This window comes from Serratia nevei, from assembly GCF_037948395.1.
GTDB classification, from domain to species: Bacteria; Pseudomonadota; Gammaproteobacteria; order Enterobacterales; family Enterobacteriaceae; genus Serratia; species Serratia nevei.
Genome location: NZ_CP149940.1, coordinates 1,319,353 through 1,342,184 on the forward strand (window position 1 = coordinate 1,319,353; position 22,832 = coordinate 1,342,184).

The window sequence follows — 22,832 nt, forward strand, 5'->3', positions numbered from 1 at the left end:
CTCAAGTTATCTCACGCTTTGCCGATAAACCGCATGACAAGCTTTCGCGCAACGTTATATTATTTTTTATATAACGAAGAGTGATAATGCACGTTAACTTGCGGAGAAAAACAATGAAACAGCAATGGACCAAATGGGTTGGCGGGATCGTGTTGGCATCGGGCCTGGTGGCACAGGCTTCGGCGGCGGAAAAGATCACCGTGTTCGCCGCCGCGTCGCTGACCAACGCGCTGCAGGACATCGCCACCCAGTATCAAAAAGGCAAGGATGTGCAGGTGGTTTCCTCCTTTGCGTCCTCTTCGACGCTGGCGCGCCAAATTGAGCAGGGCGCCCCGGCCGATCTGTTCATCTCCGCCGATCAACAGTGGATGGATTACGCCATCGACAAGCAGCAGATGGTGAAAGACACCCGCTATACGCTGCTGGGCAACGAACTGGTGCTGATCGCCGCCAAGAGCGATAAGCAAGATAAGATCGCCATCGACAAGCAGACCGACTGGACCAAGCTGCTCAACGGCGGCCGTCTGGCGGTGGGCGATCCGGATCACGTGCCGGCCGGCATCTACGCCAAAGAGGCGCTGGAACACCTGGGCGCCTGGAGCGCGCTGGAGCCGAAACTGGCGCGCGCCAACAACGTGCGCAGCGCGATGGCGCTGGTGGAGCGCGGTGAAGCGCCGCTCGGCATCGTCTACGGCTCCGACGCGGTCGCCAGCGACAAGGTGAAAGTGGTGGGCGTATTCCCGGAAGACAGCCACAAACCGGTTGAATATCCGATGGCGATTGTGAAAGATCGTCAAAATCCGACGGTCAGCGCTTTCTATACCTATCTGAAGGGCCCGGAAGCGGCCGCTATTTTTGAACATTATGGATTCACCCCGCGTAAATGATTCTGAGTGAGTACGAGTGGCAGGCGGTTGAGCTGAGCCTGAAAGTCTCCGGTTTGGCGGTGGTCTGCAGCCTGCCGTTCGGCATTCTGATGGCCTGGGTGCTGGTGCGTTGCCGCTTTCCCGGCAAGGCGCTGCTGGACGGCGTCATTCACCTGCCCCTGGTGCTGCCGCCGGTGGTGGTCGGCTATTTGCTGCTGATCGCCATGGGGCGGCGCGGCGTCATCGGCGAGTGGCTGTACGACTGGTTCGGCTTCAGCTTCAGCTTTAGCTGGCGCGGCGCCGCGCTGGCATCGGCGGTGGTGGCGTTTCCGCTGATGGTGCGCGCCATCCGGCTGGCGCTGGAGGCGGTGGATACCCGGCTGGAGCAGGCGGCGAGCACGCTGGGCGCCAACCCGTGGCGGGTGTTTTTCACCATCACGCTGCCGCTGTCGCTGCCCGGCGTCATTGTCGGCGTGGTGCTGGCCTTCGCCCGCTCGCTGGGGGAGTTCGGCGCCACCATCACCTTCGTCTCCAACATTCCCGGTGAAACCCGCACCATTCCGCTGGCGATGTATACGCTGATCGAAACGCCGGGGGCGGAAGCCGCCGCCGCGCGGCTGTGCGCGATCGCCATCGTGCTGTCGCTGGCTTCGCTGATGGTGTCCGAATGGCTGGCCCGCTGGGGCCGCAAACGGATGGGGGTGTAAATGCTGGAGCTGGATTTCTCGCAGCAGCTGGGCGACCTTAATCTCAACGTCCGCGCCGATTTGCCGGCGCAGGGCATCACCGCGATTTTTGGCCTGTCCGGCGCGGGCAAAACTTCCCTGATCAACGCCATTGGCGGCCTGACCCGTTTGCAGCAGGGGCGCATCGCGCTCAATGGCCGCACGCTGGTGGATACCGCCGCGGGCCTTTGCCTGCCGCCGGAAAAGCGTCGTATCGGCTACGTGTTTCAGGATGCACGGCTGTTCCCGCACTATCGGGTGCGCGGCAACCTGCAGTACGGCATGGCGGCCGGCATGCGCGCACAGTTCAACACTATCGTCGAGCTGCTGGGCATCGGGCCGTTGCTCAATCGGCTGCCGCTGACGCTCTCCGGCGGTGAAAAACAGCGGGTGGCGATCGGCCGCGCGCTGCTGACCGCGCCGGAACTGCTGCTGATGGACGAGCCGCTGGCCTCGCTCGATCTGCCGCGCAAACGCGAGCTGCTGCCGTATCTGGAGCGGTTGGCGCAGGACGTCAACATCCCCATCCTCTACGTCAGCCATAGCCTGGACGAGATCCTGCGCCTGGCCGAGCAGGTGATGGTGCTGGATCGCGGCGAGGTGCGTGCGTTCGGCGGGCTGGAAGCCGTCTGGGCCAGCAGCGCGCTGCGGCCGTGGCTGCAGCGTGAAGATCAGAGCAGCGTGCTGCGCGTCAGCGTGATTGAGCATCATCAGCGCTATGCCATGACCGCGCTGGCGCTCGGCGATCAAAGGCTGTGGGTCAGCGGTATCGACGCCGAACTGGGCACCCAGTTGCGCATTCGCATCAACGCCGCCGACGTCTCGCTGGTGCTGCAGCCGCCGGTCAACAGCAGCATTCGCAACGTGTTGCCGGCCAAGGTAAGCGAGTGTCTGGACGTGGACGGGCAGGTGGAAGTGAAGCTGGCGGTCGGGGAGCACGTGCTGTGGGCGCGGATCACGCCGTGGGCGCGAGACGAACTGGCGATCCGCCCTGGGCAGTGGCTGTACGCGCAGGTGAAGAGCGTGTCGATCAGCCGCGAGAGCCGCTAAGACAGGCCCTCCCGGCGGGAGGGCGAAAAGATTACAGCACGCGGGTGCGGATCACCTCGGCGATGCCCGGCTGCAGGTTATCGGCGATCACCAGATCGGCGCGTTCCTTGATCGTGTCATCGGCGTTGCCCATCGCCACGCCCAACCCGACCGCTTCCAGCATGCTGATGTCGTTGTAGTTGTCGCCGAATGCCACCACCTGATCCATGCTCAGCCCCTGCGACTCCACCCATTGGCGCAGGCGCTTGCCTTTGCTGTTGCCGCCTTTGGCGATATCCACCTGATCGTGCCAGGACCATTCGCATGCCAGCCCCAGCTCTTTCTCCACCGTGTCGGCAAACTCGCGCAGCGCCAGGGTATCGGCGTGCGAGGTGGCGAATTTCCAGATCGCCTGCGCGTCGTCGGCCGCCTGCGCCAGGCTGCCGACCTGCAGCAGCGTTGGGCGCTGCGCTACCGGCAGGGTTTCGGCCCAGGCCAGCGAGCGGGTCACGTGGCCGCTCGGCTCCTGGTAGAGCATGGCGTCGTCAACATACATCAGCCCGTGAATGTCGGTCTGTTTGAGCATCTGCAGCACCTGCTTGGCCTGATCTTTCGCCAGAGGATCGGCCGCCAGCACCTTCTTCTGCTGAAAATCATACAGGTAGGTGCCGTTGCAGCAGATGGCCGGGGTGTCTATCTGCAGCGCCTGGTAGAACGGATGGATAGCGACGTGGTGGCGGCCGGTGACCACCACCACCTGGATGCCGGCGGCGCGCGCCTGCGCCAGCGCTTCCAGCGACTGCGGTAAGATGCGTTTTTGGTTGTCCAGCAGGGTGCCGTCAAGATCGAGGGCGATGACGCGGTAGCTCATAGGGTTCTCGTTATCGTTAGCCATAAAATTAATCCGATGGTACACCGGATAGCCAACGGAGAAAACCGCGTGAGCTTCCGGTGCTAAGCGGGGTTGCCATGCGACGGATGTGCGGTAAGCTAGGGGCAATCGAACGGCCTGAAACCGGTTCCTCTTTTACCCTTTGCAAGGAGAACACATGAAGCAAATCGTTTATGTCGCCAGCCCGGAGAGCCAGCAGATCCACGTTTGGCAGTTGGACGATGCCGGCGCGCTGGCGCTGCTGCAAACCGTTGATGTGCCGGGCCAGGTGCAGCCGATGACCCTTCATCCGGACAAGACCCACCTGTACGTCGGCGTACGTCCGGCGTTCGGCATCGTCAGCTATCGCATCGAGGCGGACGGCACGCTGCAGCAGGCCGGCATGGCGCCGCTGCCGGGCAGCCCGACCCATATCTCCACCGATTTGCAGGGGCGTTACCTGTTCTCCGCCTCCTACAGCGGCAACTGCGCCAGCATCAGCCCGATCGGCCACGACGGCGTGGTGACGGCGCCTATTCAGCAGATCGACGGCCTGACCGCGCCGCACTCGGCGAACATCGATCCGACCAACCAGCTGGTGCTGGTGCCTTGCCTGAAAGAAGACCGCATCCGCCTGTTCAACCTGAGCCTGGCGGGCCAGCTGACGCCACACGCGCAGGAAGCGGTGGCGACCGCCGCCGGCGCCGGGCCGCGTCATATGGCGTTCCACCACAACGACAAGTTCGCTTACTGCGTCAATGAGCTGGACGGTACGGTGGACGTGCTGGCCATCTCGGAAAACGGCGGCCACTACACCGTGACGCAGACGCTGGACATCATGCCGGCCGACTTCGACGGCACCCGCTGGGCGGCGGACATTCATATCACGCCGAACGGCCGCTTCCTGTACACCAGCGATCGCACCGCCAGCATTCTGACCATCTTCAGCGTTTCCGAAGACGGCGGCACGCTGAGCGTGGTCGGCTATCACCCGACCGAAGCGCAGCCGCGCGGTTTCAATATCGATCACAGCGGCCGCTTCGTGATTTCGTCCGGCCAGAAGTCCGATCACATCGCGGTGCATGAGATTGATCAGCGCAGCGGTGAGCTGACCACGCTGGCGCGTTATCCGGTGGGCAAAGGCCCGATGTGGGTGAGCGTGCTGGCGAAGTAATTCGGCGGTCAGATGAGTATGGAAAAAGCGCGGTTCGGTTGAATCGCGCTTTTTTATTGGCGGGGGATCAGTTGAACGTCACCGTCAGCGTGGCGCTGCCGAGGCTGTGGAAATGGACGTTAAAGCCCACCAGCGCGCCGCTGGATCCCTCATCCACTTCGATACGCTCCACGTCCAGCGCATGCACGGTGAACTGGTAGCGGTGGCTCTCGCCCTCTGGCGGCGCCGCGCCGCCGTAGCCAGCCGAGCCGAAGTCGGTGCGGGTCTGCAGTGCGCCGGCGGGCAGCGGCGCTTTGCCGGAGCCCGCGCCCTGGGGCAGCTCGCGCACGTCGGCGGGAATGTTGGCCACGATCCAGTGCCACCAGCCGGAGCCGGTCGGGGCATCGGGATCGTAAACGGCGATTACGAAGCTCTTGGTGCCGGCCGGCACGCCGTCCCAGGCCAGGTGGGGCGACAGGTTATCGCCGTGGTAGCCCATGCCGTTGAAGACCTGCGCCTGCGGCAGCTTGCCGCCGTCCTGCAGATCGTTGCTGTACAAACGAAAAGCCATAGTGACTCCCAGTTGTCGGTAAACGCGGACCCTTAAGCTAGATCGTTTCGCCGTGACAATACAAGTGGGATTGCCATTCGCCAACGGCGGCGCGGATCGGTTACCATGGCCGCATCTTCCTTCCTACAGACCGCCGGATAGCCAAATAACGCCACCATGATCTCACTGAAAAAACGCACGCCGTGGTTCGGCTGGCTGCGCCGTTGGGCCAAAAGCATCAAGCGCGATATTTACGCGCTGTGGCTGGCCGCCCGTGATAAGCGCACCCCGTGGTACGCCAAACTGATCGCGCTGCTGGTGGCCGGCTATGCGATCTCGCCGATCGATCTGATCCCGGACTTCATTCCGGTGCTGGGCTATCTGGATGACGTCATCATCGTGCCGTTGGGCATCATGCTGGCGGTGCGCCTGATCCCCAAGCCGCTGATGGCCGAGCTGCGCGAGAAGGCGCAAAAGCGCGTCGATAACCCCACCGGCCGCATGGCGGCAGCGATGATCATTTTACTTTGGCTGCTGTGTCTGGGATTGCTGGCCCGCTATCTGGACCAGCATTGGTAAGCCATTAACGCGCGGCGGCGGCGACGGCGGCGGTCAGGCGGCTGAGCTGTTCCGCTTCGATGATGTAAGGCGGCATCAGGTAAATCAGCTTGCCGAACGGCCGGATCCACACCCCGCGCTCGACGAATCCGCGCTGCAGCTCGGCGACGTCCACCGGTTCACGCATCTCCACCACCCCAATCGCGCCCAGCACCCGCACGTCCGCCACCTTCGGCAGCGCCGCGAGCGGCAGCAGTTCCTGTTTCAGCTGGGCTTCGATGGCGCTCACCTGCGCCTGCCAGCGATTTTCCGCCAGCAGCGCCAGGCTGGCGTCCGCCACCGCGCAGGCCAGCGGGTTGCCCATAAAGGTTGGGCCGTGCATAAAGCAGCCGGCCGCGCCGTTGCTGATGGTCTCCGCCACGTGGCGGGTGGTCAGGGTGGCGGAAAGCGTCATGTAGCCGCCGGTCAGCGCCTTGCCCAGGCAGAGAATGTCCGGCACCACCTGCGCGTGCTCGCAGGCGAACAGCTTGCCGGTGCGGCCGAAGCCGGTGGCGATCTCGTCGGCGATCAGCAGCACCTGATGGCGATCGCACAGCTCGCGCACCCGCTTGAGGTAGGTCGGGTGGTAGATACGCATGCCGCCGGCGCCTTGCACCACCGGTTCCAGGATCACCGCCGCCACTTCACCGGCGTGCTGCTCCAGCAGCGCGGCGAACGGCGCGATGTCCTCTTCGCGCCATTCCTCGTCGAAGCGGCACTGCGGCGCGGTGGCGAACAGGTGCGGCGCCAGGTAACCCTGATAGAGGCTGTGCATCGAGTTGTCAGGATCGCAGACCGACATCGCGCCGAAGGTATCGCCGTGATAGCCGTGGCGCAGCGTCAGGATGCGCTGCCGCCGCTCACCGCGCGCCTGCCAGTACTGCAGCGCCATCTTCAGCGACACTTCCACCGCCACCGAACCGGAATCCGCCAGGAACACGCACTGCAGCGCTTCCGGCGTCATCGCCACTAACCGGCGGCACAGCGAGATGGCGGCCGGATGGGTAATACCGCCGAACATCACGTGCGACATCTTCTCCAGCTGCCGGCTGGCGGCCTGATTCAGGTGCGGATGGTTGTAACCGTGGATCGCCGCCCACCAGGAGGACATACCGTCCACCAGACGCCGGCCGTCCGCCAGCTGCAGCTCGACGCCGCTGGCCGACTCGATCGGGTAACAGGGTAACGGGCGGCTCATGGAGGTGTAGGGGTGCCAGATATGACGTTGGTCAAACGCCAGGTCGGAAGCGGTCACAGACATACTTGTAAACCAAATTGAGTTAAGATTGGTTGACAGTATATCCACAATATTTAAACTGGCGACACTTTTTCGTTTTGGAGACGCCATGATGGCCGATCGCATTCACTGGACAGTAGGGCAAGCCCAGGCCCTGTTTGATAAACCTCTGCTTGAACTGCTGTTCGAAGCGCAAACCGTACACCGCCAGCACTTTGACCCGCGTCAGGTGCAGGTCAGCACGCTGCTGTCGATCAAGACCGGCGCTTGCCCGGAAGACTGCAAATACTGCCCGCAAAGCTCGCGCTACAAGACCGGCCTGGAGTCGGAGCGGTTGATGCAGGTCGAACAGGTACTGGAATCGGCGCGCAAGGCCAAGGCGAACGGCTCGACCCGTTTTTGCATGGGCGCGGCGTGGAAGAACCCGCACGAGCGCGATATGCCTTATCTGCAGCAGATGGTGCAGGGCGTGAAAGCGATGGGCATGGAAACCTGCATGACGCTGGGCACGCTTGACGGCACTCAGGCCGAGCGGCTGGCGGAAGCCGGGTTGGATTATTACAACCATAACCTCGATACCTCGCCGGAGTTCTACGGCAGCATCATCACCACCCGCAGCTACCAGGAACGCCTGGATACGCTCGACAAAGTGCGCGACGCCGGCATCAAAGTATGCTCCGGTGGCATCGTCGGGCTGGGTGAAACGGTGCGCGACCGCGCCGGGCTGCTGGTGCAGCTGGCCAACCTGCCGAAGCCGCCGGAGAGCGTGCCGATCAACATGTTGGTGAAGGTAAAAGGCACGCCGCTGGCGGATAATGATGACGTCGATCCGTTCGACTTTATCCGGACCATCGCGGTGGCGCGCATCATGATGCCGTCTTCTTATGTCCGCCTCTCCGCCGGCCGTGAACAGATGAACGAACAGACGCAGGCGATGTGCTTTATGGCCGGCGCCAACTCGATCTTCTACGGTTGCAAGCTGCTGACCACGCCGAACCCGGAAGAAGACAAGGATCTGCAACTGTTCCGCAAGCTGGGGCTGAACCCGCAGCAGACCGCCACCGAACACGGCGACAACCAGCAACAGCAGGTGCTGGCTAAGCAGCTGCTGAACGCCGATACCGCCGAGTTTTACAACGCGGCGCCGTGATGAGCTGGCAACAACGCATCGAGCAGGCGCTGGCAGAACGGCACCTCAACGCCGCCTACCGTCGGCGACAGACCACCGAGGGCGGCAACGGCCGCCAGATCCGGCTGGGCGATCGTCTCTACCTGAACTTCTCCGGCAACGACTACCTGGGGCTGAGCCAGGATGCGCGGGTGATCGCCGCCTGGCAGCAGGGCGCGCAGCGTTACGGCGTCGGCAGCGGCGGGTCGGGCCACGTCACCGGCTTTAGCGCGGCGCATCAGGCGCTGGAGGAGCAACTGGCGGCGTGGCTCGGCTATCCGCGCGCGCTGCTGTTCATCTCCGGTTACGCCGCCAACCAGGCGGTGCTGGCGGCGTTGATGCAGAAAGGCGATCGCATTTTAGCCGATCGCCTCAGCCACGCCTCGCTGCTGGAGGCGGCGGCGCAGTCGCCGGCCGAGCTGCGCCGCTTCCAGCACAATCAGCCGCAGGCGCTGGCGGATCTGCTGGCCAAACCCTGTGAAGGGCAGCGGCTGGCGGTGACCGAAGGGGTGTTCAGCATGGACGGCGACGGCGCACCGTTGGCGGAACTGCATCGCTTAACCCGCGCGGCGGGCGCCTGGCTGATGGTGGACGATGCCCACGGCGTCGGCGTGCGCGGCGAGCAAGGCCGCGGCAGCTGCTGGCAACAGGGCGTGCGCCCTGAACTGCTGGTGGCGACCTTCGGCAAGGCGTTCGGCGTCAGCGGCGCAGCGGTGCTGTGCGATGAGGCGACCGCCGAGTATCTGCTGCAGTTCGCCCGCCATCTGATCTACAGCACCGCGATGCCGCCGGCGCAGGCCTGTGCGCTGCAGGCGGCGCTGGCCTGCATTCGAGAGGGCGATGAACTGCGCGCCCGGCTGCAGGACAACATTCGGCGTTTCCGCCAGGGCGCGGCGCCGCTGGCGCTAACCCTGACGGATTCCGACACCGCCATCCAGCCGCTGCTGGTGGGGGACAATCAACGCGCGCTCGATCTGGCGACCCGCCTGCGCGAGCGCGGGCTGTGGGTGAGCGCCATCCGCCCGCCGACGGTGCCGCCGGGCGGCGCGCGGCTGCGCATCACCCTGACGGCGGCGCATCAGCCGCAGGACATCGATCGCCTGCTGGAGGTATTGCATGACGTCAGCCAATGACGCGGTGAACAAACAGGCGGTCGCTTCGGCCTTCAGCCGCGCCGCCGGCAGCTACGACGCCGCCGCCGCGCTGCAGCGAGACGTTGGCGAGCGCTTACTGGGGATGGGGAGTGCCCATCCGGGCGAACGGCTGCTGGATGCCGGCTGCGGCACCGGCTATTTCAGCCGCCTGTGGCGCGAGCGCGGCAAGCAGGTGACCGCGCTCGATCTGGCGCCGGGCATGCTGGACGTTGCCCGTCAACGGCAGGCGGCGCACCATTATCTGCTGGGCGATATCGAACAGGTGCCGCTGCCCGATGCGGCGATGGACATCTGTTTCAGCAGCCTGGTAGTGCAGTGGTGCAGCGATCTGCCCGCCGCGCTGGCGGAGCTGTATCGCGTGACCCGCCCCGGCGGAGTAATTTTGTTTTCCACGCTGGCGGCGGGATCGCTGCAGGAACTGGGGGACGCCTGGCAACAGGTGGACGGCGAGCGCCACGTGAACGCCTTTCTGCCGCTGGCGCAGATCCGCGCCGCCTGTGCTGACTATCGGCACGAACTGATCACGGAGCTGCGCACCCTGAACTACCCGGACGTGATGACGCTGATGCGTTCGCTCAAGGGCATCGGGGCCACGCACCTGCATCAGGGGCGCGAGGGCGGCCTGATGTCGCGTGGCCGTCTCGCCGCGCTGCAGGCGGCTTACCCGTGCCGGCAGGGGCAGTTCCCACTCAGCTATCATCTGGTTTATGGAGTGATTTATCGTGATTAAACGTTGGTTCGTGACCGGCACCGACACCGAAGTCGGTAAAACCGTCGCCAGCAGCGCCTTGCTGCAGGCCGCCAACCGGGCGGGCTACCGCAGCGCCGGTTATAAGCCGGTGGCTTCCGGCAGCGAAATGACCGCCGAGGGGCTGCGCAACGGCGATGCGCTGGCGCTGCAGGCCAACAGCGGCGTGGCGCTCCGCTACGACGAAGTGAACCCTTACGTTTTTGCCGAACCGACCTCGCCGCATATCGTCAGCGCCGATGAAGGCCGGCCGATCGAGGCGGCGCAGCTGTCCGACGGCCTGCGCCGGTTGGAGCAGCGCGCCGACTGGGTGCTGGTCGAGGGCGCGGGCGGGTGGTTTACCCCGCTGTCGGCGCAGTACACCTTCGCCGATTGGGTGCAGCAGGAGCAACTGCCGGTGATCCTGGTGGTGGGTATTAAACTGGGCTGCATCAACCACGCGGTGCTGACGGCGCAGGCGGTGCAACAGGCGGGGCTGACGCTGGCCGGTTGGATCGCCAACGACGTGACGCCGCCGGGGCGGCGGCATCAGGAATACCTGGCCACGCTGCGCCGCATGCTGCCGGCGCCGCTGCTGGGCGAAATCCCGCACCTGCCGCAGGCCGAGCGGGCGCCGCTGGGGCAGTATCTGGATATCAGCCTGCTGGCACAGTGAGAGGTTTTGACTGATTGGTAACAACGCCGGGTCTTATGATCCGGCGTTGGCTTTTACATGGCGGTAATGCAGACGTTATCGAGATAAAGCACGCCATTTTTCGCCAGGGCAAACAGGTTGAACGTCAGGATGACATGGGTCGCCCAGACCGGGACTTTTCGCCGATTGGCGTTGAAACGATATTCTGTGTACTCGGTGTAAGCATCGGCTTTCATGACGGCATCCCAGGCTGCCGGCGCGGCTTTGGCGACGATCGAGATGCCGTTGTCCGCATGCTCCTGAATACAGGCGTACTGTAGCGTCGCAAACAGATTGCCGGTGCCGCCGTTGACCGTTTTCAGGATAAAACAGGCGCCCAGCTGTTCATATTGCGCGACGGGCACGCTCACTCTCACCCCGGCGTTGGTATTGGCGTTGCCCAATTTGCTCACTTTTAGGGCGTTGCCGCCGCCGATGCCCGCGCCGGCTTCGATACCGATAGTCACCGCGTCTGAGGTAAAGGGATCGTCGATCGTGCCGCCGGTCACTTCCCAGCCGAACGGTTTGGCGGAAAAGGCGAAATCGCCGTCTTTGAGTTTGTTATTCACGGCGCCGACCAGCGTCTGGATCCCGGCGCCACCCCCACCGCCATCCAGTCGGCTATTGGCGATGACAAAGTCACCGGTACCGCTGAAATAGCGACCGCTGGCGGTTCTTACGCCATAGAACTTCACGCTGTCGACGATAATCCCGCTACTGCCGGTCTCGGCATAAAACAGCGACGCTTGCGCCAGTCGGCCGCCGGCGACGATGATTTCGCCGCCGTGAATCAACAGCGATGCGTTTTGATTGGCGCTGCAGCGGAAGGGGATATCTGTGAGCGGGCTATTGCCGTTGTTGAATTCCATATGGCAGCCATGTAGCTCAATGCTACCGGCTTCGACGTAGGCTATCGAACCGGCATAGTCGATCGAGGTGCCGAACAGGCGGAAGGCGCCGTTGGGGTTGGCGTTGCGAACGGCCAACCCCTGGGAATTGCCGAGGGTGCCACCGAAGAAGTTGATACCTTCACCGAAGTTTTGGGCTCCGCTGCTCGTTGAGGGCATATGCAGACTTTCAAAACAGCGGATGACTTCACAAGCATAGTGGTGGGCGATATAGGCATTGGTGCCATAGTACAGGCCGTAGTAGAAGCCGGAAACATAGACGTTATTGACCGAGAAGTTGCCCAGCGGCCCTTCAGGCGAATGGAAACGGATACCATCGGTGTAGTTGTATTCGGTCGGGGTTTCATCCTTGCCTTTGTTAATTTTGGCGCCAATGCCTTTGACGGTGAAATCTTTTAAGATCGGCGCCGGTCGAATAGGAACGTTGTTATCCAGTGCGCCGCTGCTGGTATAGCAACGCAGGAAATAGTTATGGTCGCTTTCCGTGCCGTTGGGGATGATGGCGTTGATGCTGACGCCGTTGCCGTCAAGATAAACGAAGCCGACATTGATATCGGTTTTCGGCGCGGTCCAGGTGGCAAAAGGCGCGGCGAATCTGACGATCGTCGGGCGTTTTAACGTGTTGATGATGAAATCCTGCGCACTGACCAGTTCATCACGTGAGCTGACATAAATACCTTCGACATTGAGTCGTTCCTGCAGGCTCCAGTTTTTGTTGCGCAAATCCGCGTATTGAATAAATGCCGCGTTGTTGTCTGTCATGCTTACATCCCTCGATATTGTGGTGTCGGTGTGACCCCTATCGAGTATGAAAAGACGGCGGGCCCATGCCTATTGGGCGCAGACCGGCCGTGACTGATACAACAGCAACCTAATCGCTAACCTGAGCGCTCACTCTGCCAGCCCTGCGCCGATCAACGCCTCATCCAGCTGCGCCAGCGCGCCGTGCGCCACCGTGCGCCCGCTGTCCAACAGGCAAAAACGGTCCGCCACCCGGCGCACGAACGGCAGCTGATGTTCCACCAGTAAAATGGTCATGCCCCATTCGCGGTTGAGTCGGCGGATCACGTTGCCGATGTCGGCAGCTATCGAGGGGGGGACGCCCGCCGTCGGTTCGTCGAGGATCAGCAGCGCCGGCTCCTGGGCCAGCGCCCGGCCAATCGCCAGCTGGCGTTGGGCGCCCACGCAAAGATCGCCGGCGCGGTGCGCACGCATCTGGCGCAAATGGGGAAACAGGCTGTAGATCAGCGGCGGAATGCGGCGAGGGGCGCCGCGCCCGGCCATTTGCGCCACCTGCAGATTCTCCTCCACGCTCAGCTGCGAGAAGAGCTGCCGCCCCTGGGGCACGTGGCTGATGCCCAGCGCGGCGCGGCGCTCCATCGGCTGCAGCAACAGGTTTTGCGGCGGCTGATCCGCCGGCTGCCAGGTCATGCTGCCGCTCACCACCGGCACATGCCCCATAATGCAGTTGACCAGCGTGGTCTTGCCCACGCCGTTGCGGCCGAGCAGCACGGTGCACTGGCCGCGTGGCAGCTCCAGGTTGATGTCCCACAGGGTGTGGTTCTGCCCGTAAAATTGATTGACCGATCTCAGGCTCAGCATTTGGCATTCTCCTCATAGACGCCCGTTTCACTCGTTGGCGGGGACTGCAAAGGCCGCATGCGCGGCGAATTTCCCGAGTGTGGCAATGTCTGGAACAAAATGCCGTCCGTCTAATGAGCCAGAGCAAGGTCTGCGGTAGACGGAATGACAGTCAATATGTCGTTAAAAACGACGCTTGTGACGACTTGGTGTCGTTCTTGCGCTTTTACGGGCGATAGCGCCGCGGAGATTACGCGTCGCGGCAGGCAGCGCATCATGCTGTCGCACCGCGTTTATACGCAGGAAGATAAAGCAACTCTCAGGCCAGTTTTGCCGCCGGGTGAAAACGGGGATTGTTATCGCCTTGTTAACCACGCGTCAGGCCTGACAGGCGCTGCCGTGGCGGCCCGAAAATACGCGGGGAAGTTAACCCGGACGTTTTTTGCACTCTTGTGGTGCTCTTTGGTCAGGGCATGGTGCAAGGCGTTGCCCTGCCGTCAAGAGCGATCCGCGTGAAAGGGGCCAATGCGATTTTGGCAATGGGGATTTTTAGTATTAATCGGCATAAACAAAGCGATATTTTTATGAAAAAATAACTAAAAAAGGCATTTTGGCGAGTGTAAAGGGCGAAAAGCTTTCTTTCTGTAACTCCCGCCCCGGGCGGGGCGGTGAGAGTTATCCACTATTCCTGTGGATAACCTTGTGTATTAGATTTAGAAAAACGCTGTAAAGCGAGAGCCGACGCGGGTTCTGTTCGCTTTGTCCGCATTCTCGTCTTTTTATTAATATTATTAAATATCAATAATTTAATTAAAATCAAGACGCAGGGGTATTGATCAGGCCTCTATGTATGATTTTTCGACGCGGTGCTATCAATAAGTTAATTCGCGGCAAGTTCTGGGGATAAATCTGTTATTGACAATAAAAATGTCACCGGGCTGTAACGCCACGGTGCAGCGGCGTTGCTGCGGCGTCGATCCCAGCGACGAATCCGCTTGAAGCTGGTTTTATATCCAGTATCATGGGCACTGGCGCAAATCGCCGACACTTTCCATAATTAGGGGCCATGCCCGGCGCAGAGCCGGCTGGCCGCCTGAGCGCGCGCATCTCCACAGGGTAGCCGAGCAATGAGTAAACTTTTCAAACTGCATTCAGAGTTCAAACCGGCCGGCGATCAGCCGGAAGCCATCCGCAAGCTGGAAGAGGGGCTGGAAGACGGCCTGGCGCACCAGACGCTGCTGGGGGTCACCGGTTCGGGCAAGACATTCACCATCGCCAACGTGATAGCCGATCTGAATCGGCCGACCATGGTGCTGGCGCCGAACAAGACGCTGGCGGCGCAGCTGTACGGTGAAATGAAAGAGTTTTTCCCGGAGAATGCGGTGGAATACTTCGTCTCCTACTACGACTACTACCAGCCGGAAGCCTATGTGCCCAGCTCCGACACCTTCATTGAAAAAGACGCTTCGGTGAACGAGCACATCGAGCAGATGCGTCTTTCCGCCACCAAGGCGCTGCTGGAACGGCGCGACGTGGTGGTGGTGGCGTCGGTGTCGGCGATCTACGGCCTGGGCGATCCGGATCTTTACCTGAAGATGATGCTGCACCTGACCCAGGGTATGATCATCGATCAACGATCCATTTTGCGCCGGCTGGCGGAGCTGCAGTACTCCCGCAACGATCAGGCCTTCCAGCGCGCTACCTTCCGCGTGCGCGGCGAGGTGATTGACATTTACCCGGCGGAGTCGGACGAGCTGGCGCTGCGCGTCGAGCTGTTCGACGATGAAGTGGAACGGCTGTCGCTGTTCGATCCGCTGACCGGGCAGATCGAGCAGGTGGTGCCGCGTTTTACCATCTACCCGAAATCGCACTACGTGACGCCGCGTGAGCGGATCATGCAGGCGATGGAAGAGATCAAGGTCGATCTGGCGGACCGCCGCAAGGTGCTGCTGGCCAACAACAAGCTGCTGGAAGAGCAGCGCCTGACGCAGCGCACCCAGTTCGATCTGGAAATGATGAACGAGCTGGGTTACTGCTCGGGCATCGAAAACTACTCGCGCTACCTGTCCGGGCGCGCCGAGGGCGAGCCGCCGCCGACGCTGTTCGACTACCTGCCGGCGGACGGCCTGCTGGTGGTCGACGAATCCCACGTCACCATTCCGCAGATCGGCGCGATGTTCAAGGGCGACCGCGCGCGTAAAGAAACGCTGGTGGAGTACGGCTTCCGCCTGCCGTCGGCGCTGGACAACCGCCCCTTGCGCTTCGAGGAGTTCGAGGCGCTGGCGCCGCAGACCATCTATGTCTCCGCGACGCCGGGCAAATATGAGCTGGAGAAATCCGGCGGCGATCTGATCGATCAGGTGGTGCGGCCGACCGGGCTGCTGGATCCGATCGTGGAGGTGCGGCCGGTCGCCACCCAGGTGGACGATCTGCTCTCCGAGATCCGCAAGCGCGCGGCGATCAACGAGCGCGTGCTGGTGACCACCCTGACCAAACGCATGGCGGAAGACCTGACCGAATATCTGGAAGAGCATGGCGAGCGCGTGCGCTACCTGCACTCGGACATCGATACCGTGGAACGGGTCGAAATCATCCGTGACCTGCGTCTGGGCGAGTTCGACGTGCTGGTGGGCATCAACCTGTTGCGTGAGGGGCTCGACATGCCTGAGGTGTCGCTGGTGGCGATTCTGGACGCCGACAAGGAAGGCTTCCTGCGTTCCGAGCGTTCGCTGATCCAGACCATCGGCCGCGCGGCGCGTAACCTGAACGGCAAGGCGATCCTGTATGGCGATCGCATCACCGATTCGATGGCCAAGGCGATCGGCGAAACCGAGCGGCGCCGCGCCAAGCAGCAGGCCTACAACGAAGCCAACGGCATCGTGCCGCAGGGGCTGAACAAGAAGATCGGCGATATTCTGCAGATCGGCCAGCCGGTCAACCGCGGCAAAAACAAAGGCAAAGGCAAGGCGCTGGACGGCGCCGCGCCGCTTCAGAACCTCACGCCGAAAGCGCTGGATCAGAAAATTCGCGATCTGGAGGCGCAAATGTACACCCACGCGCAAAACCTGGAGTTCGAACAGGCCGCTGCGCTGCGCGACGAGATCCACCAGCTGCGCGAGCAGTTCATCGCGATTTCCTGACCGTTGGATGGCGCCCGCGCCGCGGGCGTCAAAATTCCTTGTCGGCTGCGCCAAAGCTGTTATGGTGTGCGGCCCGATTTGACCACGAAGAGTACCGAACATGAGCCAACACCAGTCCAAAGACCCGCTGCACGGCGTGACGCTGGAGCAACTGCTGACTAAACTGGTGGATCACTACGGTTGGTCCGAGCTGGGCGCGCGCATTCGCATCAACTGCTTCCGCAGCGATCCGAGCATCAAGTCCAGCCTGAAGTTTTTGCGTCGTACGCCCTGGGCGCGCAAAGAAGTGGAAGATCTGTATATCGATATGGTCAGCCATCCCGCCCCAGCCAGCGATAATCCCTGGCTGCGTGGGCGGGACGGTTAAATTCGGTCAGCGGCGCGCGGCCAGCTCCACCAGTGCGTGATCCAGCGCCTGGCGCAGCAGCTGACGATCGTGGCGGTAGGGAATGTCGCTCGCTTCCAGCGGTTCCTTAATCACCACCCGATCCTGCACTTCACTGGCGTCCACCGACGGGCCGACGATCAGCGCATCGATCATCCGGCGCCCTATCTTCTCTTCCATCAGCGTCAGCTTATCCTTTAATGACAGCGCCGCGGCGGCCACGCTCAGCTCGCGGCCGAGGTTACCGATATAGATCATGCTGGCGCTGCTGCGGCGCAGCGCCTGGGTGAGATCGTCCAGCAGCAGGAGCGGCATCAGGCTGGTGAGGAAACTGCCCGGCCCGATCAGGATCACGTCGGCCTGTGCGATGGCGTCCAGCGCTTCGCGCGTGGCGTTGACCGGCGGCGACAGCATCAGCTCCTGCGGCATATGGGTCAGCTGGTCGACATTCACTTCACCGTAAACATGGTTGCCTTCGTGATCGTGCGCCATCAAATCCACCGGCTGCTCCGACATCGGGATCAGCGCCGCGTCCACCTTCAGCAGGCTGCGCACCAGGTTGATCGCTTCCAGCGGGCGCACGCTCAGGTGATCCAGCGCTTTCAGCATCAGGTTGCCGAGGTTGTGGCCGGCCAGCTCACCGTTGCCGCTGAAGCGGTATTCGAACATCGCCGAGGCGACGCTTGGTTCGGTGATCAGCTGGTTGAGACAGTTACGGGTATCGCCCCAGGCAATGCCGCCTTCCGAACGGCGGATACGGCCGGTGGAACCGCCGTTGTCGGTGGTGGTGACGATGCCGGTCAGGCGGGAGCCTAAGGACGACAGGGCCGACATCACACGGCCCAGGCCGTGTCCGCCGCCTAACGCCACCACGCGGTCGAGATCGGCCAGGGTACGATTACGCATAAATTTCCTTACAAAGGGGCTGAACTGCCCGCATAAGGTAGCGGATCCGGCATAAAAACGCGATAAGAGTGTCATTTGCGTGATTCCGGTCAATTCGTCCGCGCAAGTGATGTTTATCATGGTTTACCAGAATACGCGGCGTCTAAAAACGCTGTATAGACAATTATATAGCGAATTTACGCGTTGGCTATCGTTGCCGATTAGCGCTAGAATTCTGCTGAAAACCACGGTTTCGTTCCGGCTACTCAAGGTAGCGGGAAGAGAAATCAAACTCCTAGCCCCTGCGCCTACGTTGTTCATCCGGAACGATATGGCGCCTGGGCCGTGGCGAAGTCAGCCACCAGGGTGCAGAGGGGAAACGCTCGCATCTCCCGACTTTGGAAAGGTGTTATGGTGCCGCAACTCATTGATGCTTATGAGCGCAAGTTCTATTACCTGCGCTTGTCGATCACCGACGTGTGCAACTTTCGTTGCACCTATTGTCTGCCCGACGGCTACAAGCCGAGCGGCAGCCCGAAAAGCTTCCTGTCGCTGGATGAAATCCGCCGCGTCAGCCGCGCGTTCGCCGAACTGGGCACCGAAAAGGTGCGCCTGACCGGCGGCGAGCCTTCGCTGCGCCGCGATTTTACCGAGATCATCGCCGCCGTGCGGGAAAACCCGGCCATCCGTACCCTGGCTGTCACCACCAACGGCTACCGTCTGGCGCGCGACGTCGCCGCCTGGCGTGACGCCGGTCTGACGGCGATTAACGTCAGCGTCGACAGCCTGGATCCCCGCCAGTTTCACGCCATCACCGGTCAGGACAAGTTCCGCCAGGTGATGGACGGCATCGACGCCGCCTTCAGCGCCGGTTTCAGCAAGGTTAAGGTCAACGCGGTGCTGATGCGCGACGTTAACCACCAGCAGCTCGGCGCCTTTCTCGCCTGGATCAAAGACCGGCCTATCCAGCTGCGTTTTATCGAACTGATGGAAACCGGCGAGGGCGGCGAGCTGTTTCGCAAACACCACGTTTCCGGCGAAGTGATTCGCCGGCAGCTGGAGCAGCAGGGCTGGCAGCGCCAGGCGCGCGGCCGCAGCGACGGCCCGGCGCAGGTGTTCAGCCACCCGGACTACCAGGGTGAGGTGGGTCTTATCATGCCGTATGAGAAAGACTTCTGCGCCAGCTGCAACCGGCTGCGCGTTTCTTCCATCGGCAATCTGCACCTGTGCCTGTTCGGTGAGCAGGGGCTGCCCCTGCGCGATCTGCTGGCAGAGGACGGCCAGCTCGACGCGCTGAAGGCGCGCATCCAGAGCGGGCTGCTGAGCAAGAAGCAGACCCATTTCCTGCATCAGGGCAACAGCGGGATCACCCAGAACCTGTCGTTTATCGGCGGCTGACAGCCAATAGGAGCCTATTGAACCATGAGCCATGCGAGCAGCGAGTTTATTCCGGCGCATATCGCCATCCTGACCGTGTCCGACAGCCGCGGCGCGGCGGAAGACACCTCCGGCCAATATCTGCAGGAAGCGGCGCAGGAAGCCGGCCATCAGGTGGTGGATCGCGCCATCGTCAAAGATGACATTTACCAGATCCGCGCGCGGGTTTCCGCCTGGATCGCCGATGACAACGTGCAGGCGGTGCTGATCACCGGCGGCACCGGTTTTACCGCCCGCGACAATACGCCGGAAGCGCTGCTGCCGCTGTTCGACAGAGAGGTGGAAGGGTTCGGCGAACTGTTCCGCATGGTGTCGTACGAAGAGATCGGCACCGCGACGATCCAGTCGCGCGCGCTGGCCGGCCTGGCCAACCGCACGGTGATCTTCGCCATGCCGGGCTCCACCCGCGCCTGCCGCACCGCCTGGGTGCGGATTATCGAAGAGCAGTTGGACGCGCGTCATCGCCCGTGCAACTTCCAGCCCCATTTGAAGAAGCCCTGAGTCATGACACAGCTAACCCACATTAACGCCGCCGGCGAAGCCCATATGGTTGACGTTTCCGCCAAGGCCGAAACGGTGCGCGAGGCGCGCGCCGAAGCCTTCGTCGAGATGCTGCCCGCCACGCTGGCGATGATCGTCGACGGCAGCCATCACAAGGGCGACGTGTTCGCCACGGCGCGCATCGCCGGCATTCAGGCGGCCAAACGCACCTGGGAGCTGATCCCGCTGTGCCACCCGCTGATGCTGAGCAAGGTCGAAGTGCAGCTGGAGGCGCAAACGCAGCACAACCGGGTGCGCATCGAAACCTGCTGCCGGTTGACCGGCAAAACCGGCGTCGAGATGGAGGCGCTGACCGCCGCCTCGGTGGCGGCATTGACCATCTACGACATGTGCAAAGCGGTACAGAAAGACATGGTGATCGGCCCGGTGCGCCTGCTGGCGAAAAGCGGCGGCAAATCCGGCGATTTTAAGGTGAACGTATGATCGATATTCTTTTCTTCGCGCAGGTGCGCGAACTGGTGGGCACCGGCGGCCTGTCGATGCCGGCGGATTACCCGACCGTCGAGGCGCTGCGCCAGGCGCTGTGCGCGCGCGGCGATCGCTGGGCGCTGGCGCTGGAGTCCGGCAAGCTGTTGGCGGCGGTCAATCAGTCGCTGGTGGCGGCGGACCATCCGCTGCGCGCCGGCGATGAAGTGGCCTTCTTCCCGCCGGTCACCGGGGGGTAAGCATGGAAAATACCCGCATTCGCGTGGGCGAGGCGCCGTTCAACGTCGGCGACGAGTACCAGTGGCTGGCGCAGTGCGACGCCGATGGCGCGGTGGTGACCTTCACCGGCAAGGTGCGCAACCATAATCTGGGTGACGACGTCAGCGCGCTGACGCTGGAACACTACCCCGGCATGACCGAGAAGGCGCTGGCGGAGATCGTGGCCGAGGCGCGCAGCCGTTGGCCGCTGCAGCGGGTGACGGTGATCCACCGCGTCGGCGCGCTGTATCCCGGCGACGAGATCGTGTTCGTCGGCGTGACCGGCGCGCACCGCAGCATGGCGTTCGCCGCCAGCGAGTTCATCATGGACTACCTGAAGACCCGCGCGCCGTTCTGGAAGCGCGAAGCCACCGGCCAGGGCGATCGTTGGGTCGATGCCCGCGACAGCGATCGCGAGGCCGCGCAGCGCTGGCACGACGCGGCTAAATAACGCGTCAACAGCGGAAACAAATCAAGACCTTTGCCGCTTTCGCCCGGCATATTCTGTGGTACGCTTATAGCAGGCGAAGCCCCGTTCGCGGGGCTTCGGAATCTTGTTTACTACGCAAAAGGTAACCGTCATGGACCGATATCCACGCTCTAATGGTTCAATCGTCGAACGTGCCAACAGCGGCATTCAGGCCTACATGGCGCAGGTTTACGGCTGGATGACCTGCGGTCTGCTGCTGACGGCGTTCGTTTCCTGGTATGCGGCCAACACGCCCGCGATCCTCAACTTCATCTTCTCCAGCCAGATCACCTTCTTCGGTCTGATCATCGCCCAACTGGCGCTGGTGTTCGTGATCTCCGGCATGGTCAACCGCCTGAGCGGCGCGGTGGCCACTTCGCTGTTCATGCTGTACTCGGCGCTGACCGGGCTGACGCTGTCGAGCATCTTCATCGCCTACACCTACAGCTCGATCGCCAGCACCTTCGTGGTCACCGCCGGCATGTTCGGCGCCATGAGCCTGTACGGTTACACCACCAAGCGCGATCTGAGCGGCTTCGGCAGCATGCTGTTCATGGCGCTGATCGGCATCGTGCTGGCCTCGCTGGTGAACATCTGGCTGAAAAGCACCGCGCTGATGTGGGCGATTACCTACATCGGGGTGGTGGTGTTCGTCGGCCTGACCGCGTACGACACGCAAAAACTCAAGGCGATGGGCGAGCAGCTGAACGCCGATGATAAAGACAGCTTCCGCAAGTACGCCATCGTCGGCGCGCTGACGCTGTATCTCGACTTCATCAACCTGTTCCTGATGTTGCTGCGTATCTTCGGCAACCGTCGCTAAACCCGTGGCCTTTCAAGCAGTAGCTTGAAATCCACAGGACTTACCGGGCTCTGCATGTGACATGCAGAGCTTTTTTTATGCGATTTTGCGGCGGAACAGCGCGTAGGCGGCGCTGCCGGTGGTGGCGGTGATCACCAGCAGCGGCCACAGGCTGTGCCAGATGATGTCGAAGCTGGCGTCCTTCAGGTAGATCTGCTTGGTGATGTCGGTGAAGTGGCGTATCGGGTTGACCCAGGTAAGATCCTGCAGCCACACCGGCATATTCTCCACCGGCGAGACGTAACCCGAGAGCAGGATCGCCGGCATCATGAACACGAACACGCCGATAAACGCCTGCTGCTGAGTGGCGCACAGCGACGAGATCAGCAGGCCGAAACCGACCAGCGACAGCCCGTAGATCAGCATGGTGGCATAGAACAGCAGCAGCGATCCGGCGAACGGGATCTGGTACAGGAAGATGCCGATCAGCAGCACGATGCTGGCCTGGAAGCTGGCGACGATCAGCGCCGGCACCGCCTTGCCGATAAAGATCTGCCAGGTGGTGAGCGGCGAGACCAGCAGCTGTTCCAGCGTGCCCTGTTCGCGTTCGCGCGCCACCGACAGCGAGGTGACGATCAGCACGCCAATGGTGGTGATCATGGCGATCAGCGACGGCACCACGAACCATTTATAGTCCAGATTCGGGTTATACCAATTGCGCACCACCAGCTCGCTGTTGTTGGGTTTGGCGCGGTTGCCGAGCAGCTCGTTCTGATATTGCTGCACGATCTGCTGCACGTAGTTGGCGGCGATCTGCGCGCTGTTGGAGTTGCGCCCATCGAGCAGCAGCTGCAGCGGCGCGGTGTTGCCGGTGGCGATATCGCGCGAGAACTGCGCCGGGAAGCGGATCAGCAGCAGCGCCCGCTGGTTGTCGATGGTGGTCTTTATTTCCTGCGGGCTGCGCAGCAGCAGCACGTGTTGAAAGGCCTTGGCCTTGGCGAAGCGCTGGGTCAGCTCCACCGAGGCCTGGCCGCTGTCCTCGCTGTAGACCGCGATGGTGGCGTTGGTGACTTCCAGCGTCGCGGCGAACGGGAACAGCAGCACCTGCAGGATCACCGGCATGATTAAAATGGCGCGGGTTTGCGGATCGCGCAGCAGCGCCTGCATTTCCTTGATGATGAGCGTCAACAGACGATGAAACATCGCTCT

General features: G+C 62.3%; 24 protein-coding genes and 1 riboswitch. Of the genes, 17 read left to right on the forward strand and 7 right to left on the reverse strand.

Features of this window, described 5'->3' with window-relative positions; all coding sequences use genetic code 11:
- Positions 1-113: 113 nt before the first annotated feature.
- The 3 genes from modA to modC are packed head-to-tail and all read left to right on the forward strand — an operon-like array spanning position 114 to position 2,641.
- A complete protein-coding gene (gene modA, locus V8N38_RS06220; protein ID WP_038870956.1) occupies positions 114-887 on the forward strand; it encodes a molybdate ABC transporter substrate-binding protein in 774 nt (257 codons plus the stop codon).
- Positions 884-1,573 (forward strand): molybdate ABC transporter permease subunit, encoded by a 690-nt coding sequence (gene modB, locus V8N38_RS06225; RefSeq protein ID WP_147839619.1) that lies wholly within the window; start codon positions 884-886, stop codon positions 1,571-1,573. Before modA ends, modB begins: the two co-directional genes overlap by 4 nt.
- The gene (modC, locus tag V8N38_RS06230) at positions 1,574-2,641 is read left to right on the forward strand and encodes a molybdenum ABC transporter ATP-binding protein ModC (RefSeq protein ID WP_016928697.1); all 1,068 of its coding nucleotides are present in this window, start codon (positions 1,574-1,576) and stop codon (positions 2,639-2,641) included.
- 31 nt (positions 2,642-2,672) lie between these two features.
- Here the strand turns inward: modC and V8N38_RS06235 are convergent, their stop codons facing one another.
- Positions 2,673-3,491 carry a pyridoxal phosphatase gene (locus V8N38_RS06235; protein ID WP_142110730.1) on the reverse strand — a complete coding sequence of 273 codons (819 nt, stop codon included), beginning with the start codon at positions 3,489-3,491 and terminating at the stop codon, positions 2,673-2,675.
- Positions 3,492-3,669: 178 nt separating this feature from the next.
- Here V8N38_RS06235 and pgl point away from each other — a divergent pair, with 178 nt between their 5' ends.
- Positions 3,670-4,665, forward strand: a complete 996-nt coding sequence (gene pgl, locus V8N38_RS06240) for a 6-phosphogluconolactonase (RefSeq protein ID WP_060423698.1) — start codon at positions 3,670-3,672, stop codon at positions 4,663-4,665.
- Positions 4,666-4,732: 67 nt separating this feature from the next.
- Here the strand turns inward: pgl and V8N38_RS06245 are convergent, their stop codons facing one another.
- Positions 4,733-5,215, reverse strand: a complete 483-nt coding sequence (locus V8N38_RS06245; protein ID WP_060420913.1) for a kinase inhibitor — start codon at positions 5,213-5,215, stop codon at positions 4,733-4,735.
- Positions 5,216-5,371: 156 nt separating this feature from the next.
- Between V8N38_RS06245 and V8N38_RS06250 the strand changes: the two genes are divergently transcribed.
- Positions 5,372-5,773: a YkvA family protein gene (locus V8N38_RS06250; protein ID WP_038870940.1), complete on the forward strand. Its 402-nt coding sequence runs from the start codon at positions 5,372-5,374 to the stop codon at positions 5,771-5,773.
- 4 nt (positions 5,774-5,777) lie between these two features.
- Here the strand turns inward: V8N38_RS06250 and bioA are convergent, their stop codons facing one another.
- Positions 5,778-7,052 carry an adenosylmethionine--8-amino-7-oxononanoate transaminase gene (bioA, locus tag V8N38_RS06255; protein WP_060440490.1) on the reverse strand — a complete coding sequence of 425 codons (1,275 nt, stop codon included), beginning with the start codon at positions 7,050-7,052 and terminating at the stop codon, positions 5,778-5,780.
- An 88-nt stretch (positions 7,053-7,140) separates the two neighbouring features.
- Here bioA and bioB point away from each other — a divergent pair, with 88 nt between their 5' ends.
- From bioB to bioD, 4 genes are read left to right on the forward strand one after another with little or no spacing between them, the layout of a single operon-like run.
- Positions 7,141-8,178 carry a biotin synthase BioB gene (gene bioB / locus V8N38_RS06260; protein ID WP_031299723.1) on the forward strand — a complete coding sequence of 346 codons (1,038 nt, stop codon included), beginning with the start codon at positions 7,141-7,143 and terminating at the stop codon, positions 8,176-8,178.
- Positions 8,178-9,329, forward strand: coding sequence for an 8-amino-7-oxononanoate synthase (bioF, locus tag V8N38_RS06265; protein WP_147839618.1), 1,152 nt, complete (start codon positions 8,178-8,180; stop codon positions 9,327-9,329). Before bioB ends, bioF begins: the two co-directional genes overlap by 1 nt.
- Positions 9,313-10,080: a malonyl-ACP O-methyltransferase BioC gene (bioC, locus tag V8N38_RS06270; protein WP_147839617.1), complete on the forward strand. Its 768-nt coding sequence runs from the start codon at positions 9,313-9,315 to the stop codon at positions 10,078-10,080. Before bioF ends, bioC begins: the two co-directional genes overlap by 17 nt.
- On the forward strand, positions 10,073-10,753 hold the full coding sequence (gene bioD, locus V8N38_RS06275) for a dethiobiotin synthase (protein WP_147839616.1): 681 nt from the start codon (positions 10,073-10,075) through the stop codon (positions 10,751-10,753). Before bioC ends, bioD begins: the two co-directional genes overlap by 8 nt.
- Before the next feature lie 53 nt (positions 10,754-10,806).
- On the opposite strand, the gene V8N38_RS06280 is transcribed toward bioD, so the two are convergent.
- Both V8N38_RS06280 and V8N38_RS06285 read right to left on the reverse strand, forming a co-directional pair.
- Positions 10,807-12,441 carry a hypothetical protein gene (locus tag V8N38_RS06280; protein WP_142109439.1) on the reverse strand — a complete coding sequence of 545 codons (1,635 nt, stop codon included), beginning with the start codon at positions 12,439-12,441 and terminating at the stop codon, positions 10,807-10,809.
- Positions 12,442-12,570: 129 nt separating this feature from the next.
- Positions 12,571-13,281, reverse strand: coding sequence for an ATP-binding cassette domain-containing protein (locus V8N38_RS06285; RefSeq protein WP_147839615.1), 711 nt, complete (start codon positions 13,279-13,281; stop codon positions 12,571-12,573).
- Positions 13,282-14,387: 1,106 nt separating this feature from the next.
- Here V8N38_RS06285 and uvrB point away from each other — a divergent pair.
- Both uvrB and V8N38_RS06295 read left to right on the forward strand, forming a co-directional pair.
- Complete coding sequence (uvrB, locus tag V8N38_RS06290; protein WP_087762110.1) at positions 14,388-16,400, forward strand: excinuclease ABC subunit UvrB; 2,013 nt, start codon at positions 14,388-14,390, stop codon at positions 16,398-16,400.
- A 100-nt stretch (positions 16,401-16,500) separates the two neighbouring features.
- Entirely contained in the window at positions 16,501-16,767 is a 267-nt protein-coding gene (locus tag V8N38_RS06295; RefSeq protein ID WP_049201151.1) for a VF530 family DNA-binding protein, read from the forward strand.
- A gap of 6 nt (positions 16,768-16,773) precedes the next feature.
- Here the strand turns inward: V8N38_RS06295 and yvcK are convergent, their stop codons facing one another.
- Positions 16,774-17,691 (reverse strand): uridine diphosphate-N-acetylglucosamine-binding protein YvcK, encoded by a 918-nt coding sequence (yvcK, locus tag V8N38_RS06300; RefSeq protein WP_087762111.1) that lies wholly within the window; start codon positions 17,689-17,691, stop codon positions 16,774-16,776.
- A 259-nt stretch (positions 17,692-17,950) separates the two neighbouring features.
- Positions 17,951-18,095, forward strand: a riboswitch (molybdenum cofactor riboswitch).
- On the opposite strand from yvcK, the gene moaA reads away from it, so the two are divergent.
- The 6 genes from moaA (at position 18,082) to V8N38_RS06330 (ending at position 21,644) form a co-directional block, all read left to right on the forward strand.
- Positions 18,082-19,068, forward strand: a complete 987-nt coding sequence (gene moaA, locus V8N38_RS06305) for a GTP 3',8-cyclase MoaA (protein WP_187181537.1) — start codon at positions 18,082-18,084, stop codon at positions 19,066-19,068. (Overlaps the previous riboswitch by 14 nt.)
- A 24-nt stretch (positions 19,069-19,092) precedes the next feature.
- Positions 19,093-19,608 carry a molybdenum cofactor biosynthesis protein B gene (moaB, locus tag V8N38_RS06310; protein ID WP_147839614.1) on the forward strand — a complete coding sequence of 172 codons (516 nt, stop codon included), beginning with the start codon at positions 19,093-19,095 and terminating at the stop codon, positions 19,606-19,608.
- 3 nt (positions 19,609-19,611) lie between these two features.
- On the forward strand, positions 19,612-20,091 hold the full coding sequence (gene moaC, locus V8N38_RS06315) for a cyclic pyranopterin monophosphate synthase MoaC (RefSeq protein WP_049201144.1): 480 nt from the start codon (positions 19,612-19,614) through the stop codon (positions 20,089-20,091).
- Positions 20,088-20,333 (forward strand): molybdopterin synthase sulfur carrier subunit, encoded by a 246-nt coding sequence (moaD, locus tag V8N38_RS06320; RefSeq protein ID WP_019453985.1) that lies wholly within the window; start codon positions 20,088-20,090, stop codon positions 20,331-20,333. The genes moaC and moaD overlap by 4 nt, the downstream gene beginning before the upstream one ends.
- Positions 20,334-20,335: 2 nt before the next feature.
- Entirely contained in the window at positions 20,336-20,803 is a 468-nt protein-coding gene (gene moaE / locus V8N38_RS06325; protein ID WP_004939764.1) for a molybdopterin synthase catalytic subunit MoaE, read from the forward strand.
- A 130-nt stretch (positions 20,804-20,933) separates the two neighbouring features.
- On the forward strand, positions 20,934-21,644 hold the full coding sequence (locus V8N38_RS06330) for a Bax inhibitor-1 family protein (protein WP_033637508.1): 711 nt from the start codon (positions 20,934-20,936) through the stop codon (positions 21,642-21,644).
- Between the two features lie 75 nt (positions 21,645-21,719).
- Here V8N38_RS06330 and V8N38_RS06335 read toward each other — a convergent pair whose 3' ends face one another.
- Positions 21,720-22,826 carry an ABC transporter permease gene (locus V8N38_RS06335; protein WP_147839613.1) on the reverse strand — a complete coding sequence of 369 codons (1,107 nt, stop codon included), beginning with the start codon at positions 22,824-22,826 and terminating at the stop codon, positions 21,720-21,722.
- Positions 22,827-22,832 lie beyond the last annotated feature (6 nt).

Coding starts and splice junctions, on each gene's coding strand:
- modA (WP_038870956.1), top strand. CDS start 114: ATGAAACAGCAATGGACCAAATGGGTTGGCGGGATCGTGTTGGCATCG.
- modB (WP_147839619.1), top strand. CDS start 884: ATGATTCTGAGTGAGTACGAGTGGCAGGCGGTTGAGCTGAGCCTGAAA.
- modC (WP_016928697.1), top strand. CDS start 1,574: ATGCTGGAGCTGGATTTCTCGCAGCAGCTGGGCGACCTTAATCTCAAC.
- V8N38_RS06235 (WP_142110730.1), bottom strand. CDS start 3,491: ATGAGCTACCGCGTCATCGCCCTCGATCTTGACGGCACCCTGCTGGAC.
- pgl (WP_060423698.1), top strand. CDS start 3,670: ATGAAGCAAATCGTTTATGTCGCCAGCCCGGAGAGCCAGCAGATCCAC.
- V8N38_RS06245 (WP_060420913.1), bottom strand. CDS start 5,215: ATGGCTTTTCGTTTGTACAGCAACGATCTGCAGGACGGCGGCAAGCTG.
- V8N38_RS06250 (WP_038870940.1), top strand. CDS start 5,372: ATGATCTCACTGAAAAAACGCACGCCGTGGTTCGGCTGGCTGCGCCGT.
- bioA (WP_060440490.1), bottom strand. CDS start 7,052: ATGTCTGTGACCGCTTCCGACCTGGCGTTTGACCAACGTCATATCTGG.
- bioB (WP_031299723.1), top strand. CDS start 7,141: ATGGCCGATCGCATTCACTGGACAGTAGGGCAAGCCCAGGCCCTGTTT.
- bioF (WP_147839618.1), top strand. CDS start 8,178: ATGAGCTGGCAACAACGCATCGAGCAGGCGCTGGCAGAACGGCACCTC.
- bioC (WP_147839617.1), top strand. CDS start 9,313: ATGACGTCAGCCAATGACGCGGTGAACAAACAGGCGGTCGCTTCGGCC.
- V8N38_RS06280 (WP_142109439.1), bottom strand. CDS start 12,441: ATGACAGACAACAACGCGGCATTTATTCAATACGCGGATTTGCGCAAC.
- V8N38_RS06285 (WP_147839615.1), bottom strand. CDS start 13,281: ATGCTGAGCCTGAGATCGGTCAATCAATTTTACGGGCAGAACCACACC.
- uvrB (WP_087762110.1), top strand. CDS start 14,388: ATGAGTAAACTTTTCAAACTGCATTCAGAGTTCAAACCGGCCGGCGAT.
- V8N38_RS06295 (WP_049201151.1), top strand. CDS start 16,501: ATGAGCCAACACCAGTCCAAAGACCCGCTGCACGGCGTGACGCTGGAG.
- yvcK (WP_087762111.1), bottom strand. CDS start 17,691: ATGCGTAATCGTACCCTGGCCGATCTCGACCGCGTGGTGGCGTTAGGC.
- moaA (WP_187181537.1), top strand. CDS start 18,082: ATGGTGCCGCAACTCATTGATGCTTATGAGCGCAAGTTCTATTACCTG.
- moaB (WP_147839614.1), top strand. CDS start 19,093: ATGAGCCATGCGAGCAGCGAGTTTATTCCGGCGCATATCGCCATCCTG.
- moaC (WP_049201144.1), top strand. CDS start 19,612: ATGACACAGCTAACCCACATTAACGCCGCCGGCGAAGCCCATATGGTT.
- moaD (WP_019453985.1), top strand. CDS start 20,088: ATGATCGATATTCTTTTCTTCGCGCAGGTGCGCGAACTGGTGGGCACC.
- moaE (WP_004939764.1), top strand. CDS start 20,336: ATGGAAAATACCCGCATTCGCGTGGGCGAGGCGCCGTTCAACGTCGGC.
- V8N38_RS06330 (WP_033637508.1), top strand. CDS start 20,934: ATGGACCGATATCCACGCTCTAATGGTTCAATCGTCGAACGTGCCAAC.
- V8N38_RS06335 (WP_147839613.1), bottom strand. CDS start 22,826: ATGTTTCATCGTCTGTTGACGCTCATCATCAAGGAAATGCAGGCGCTG.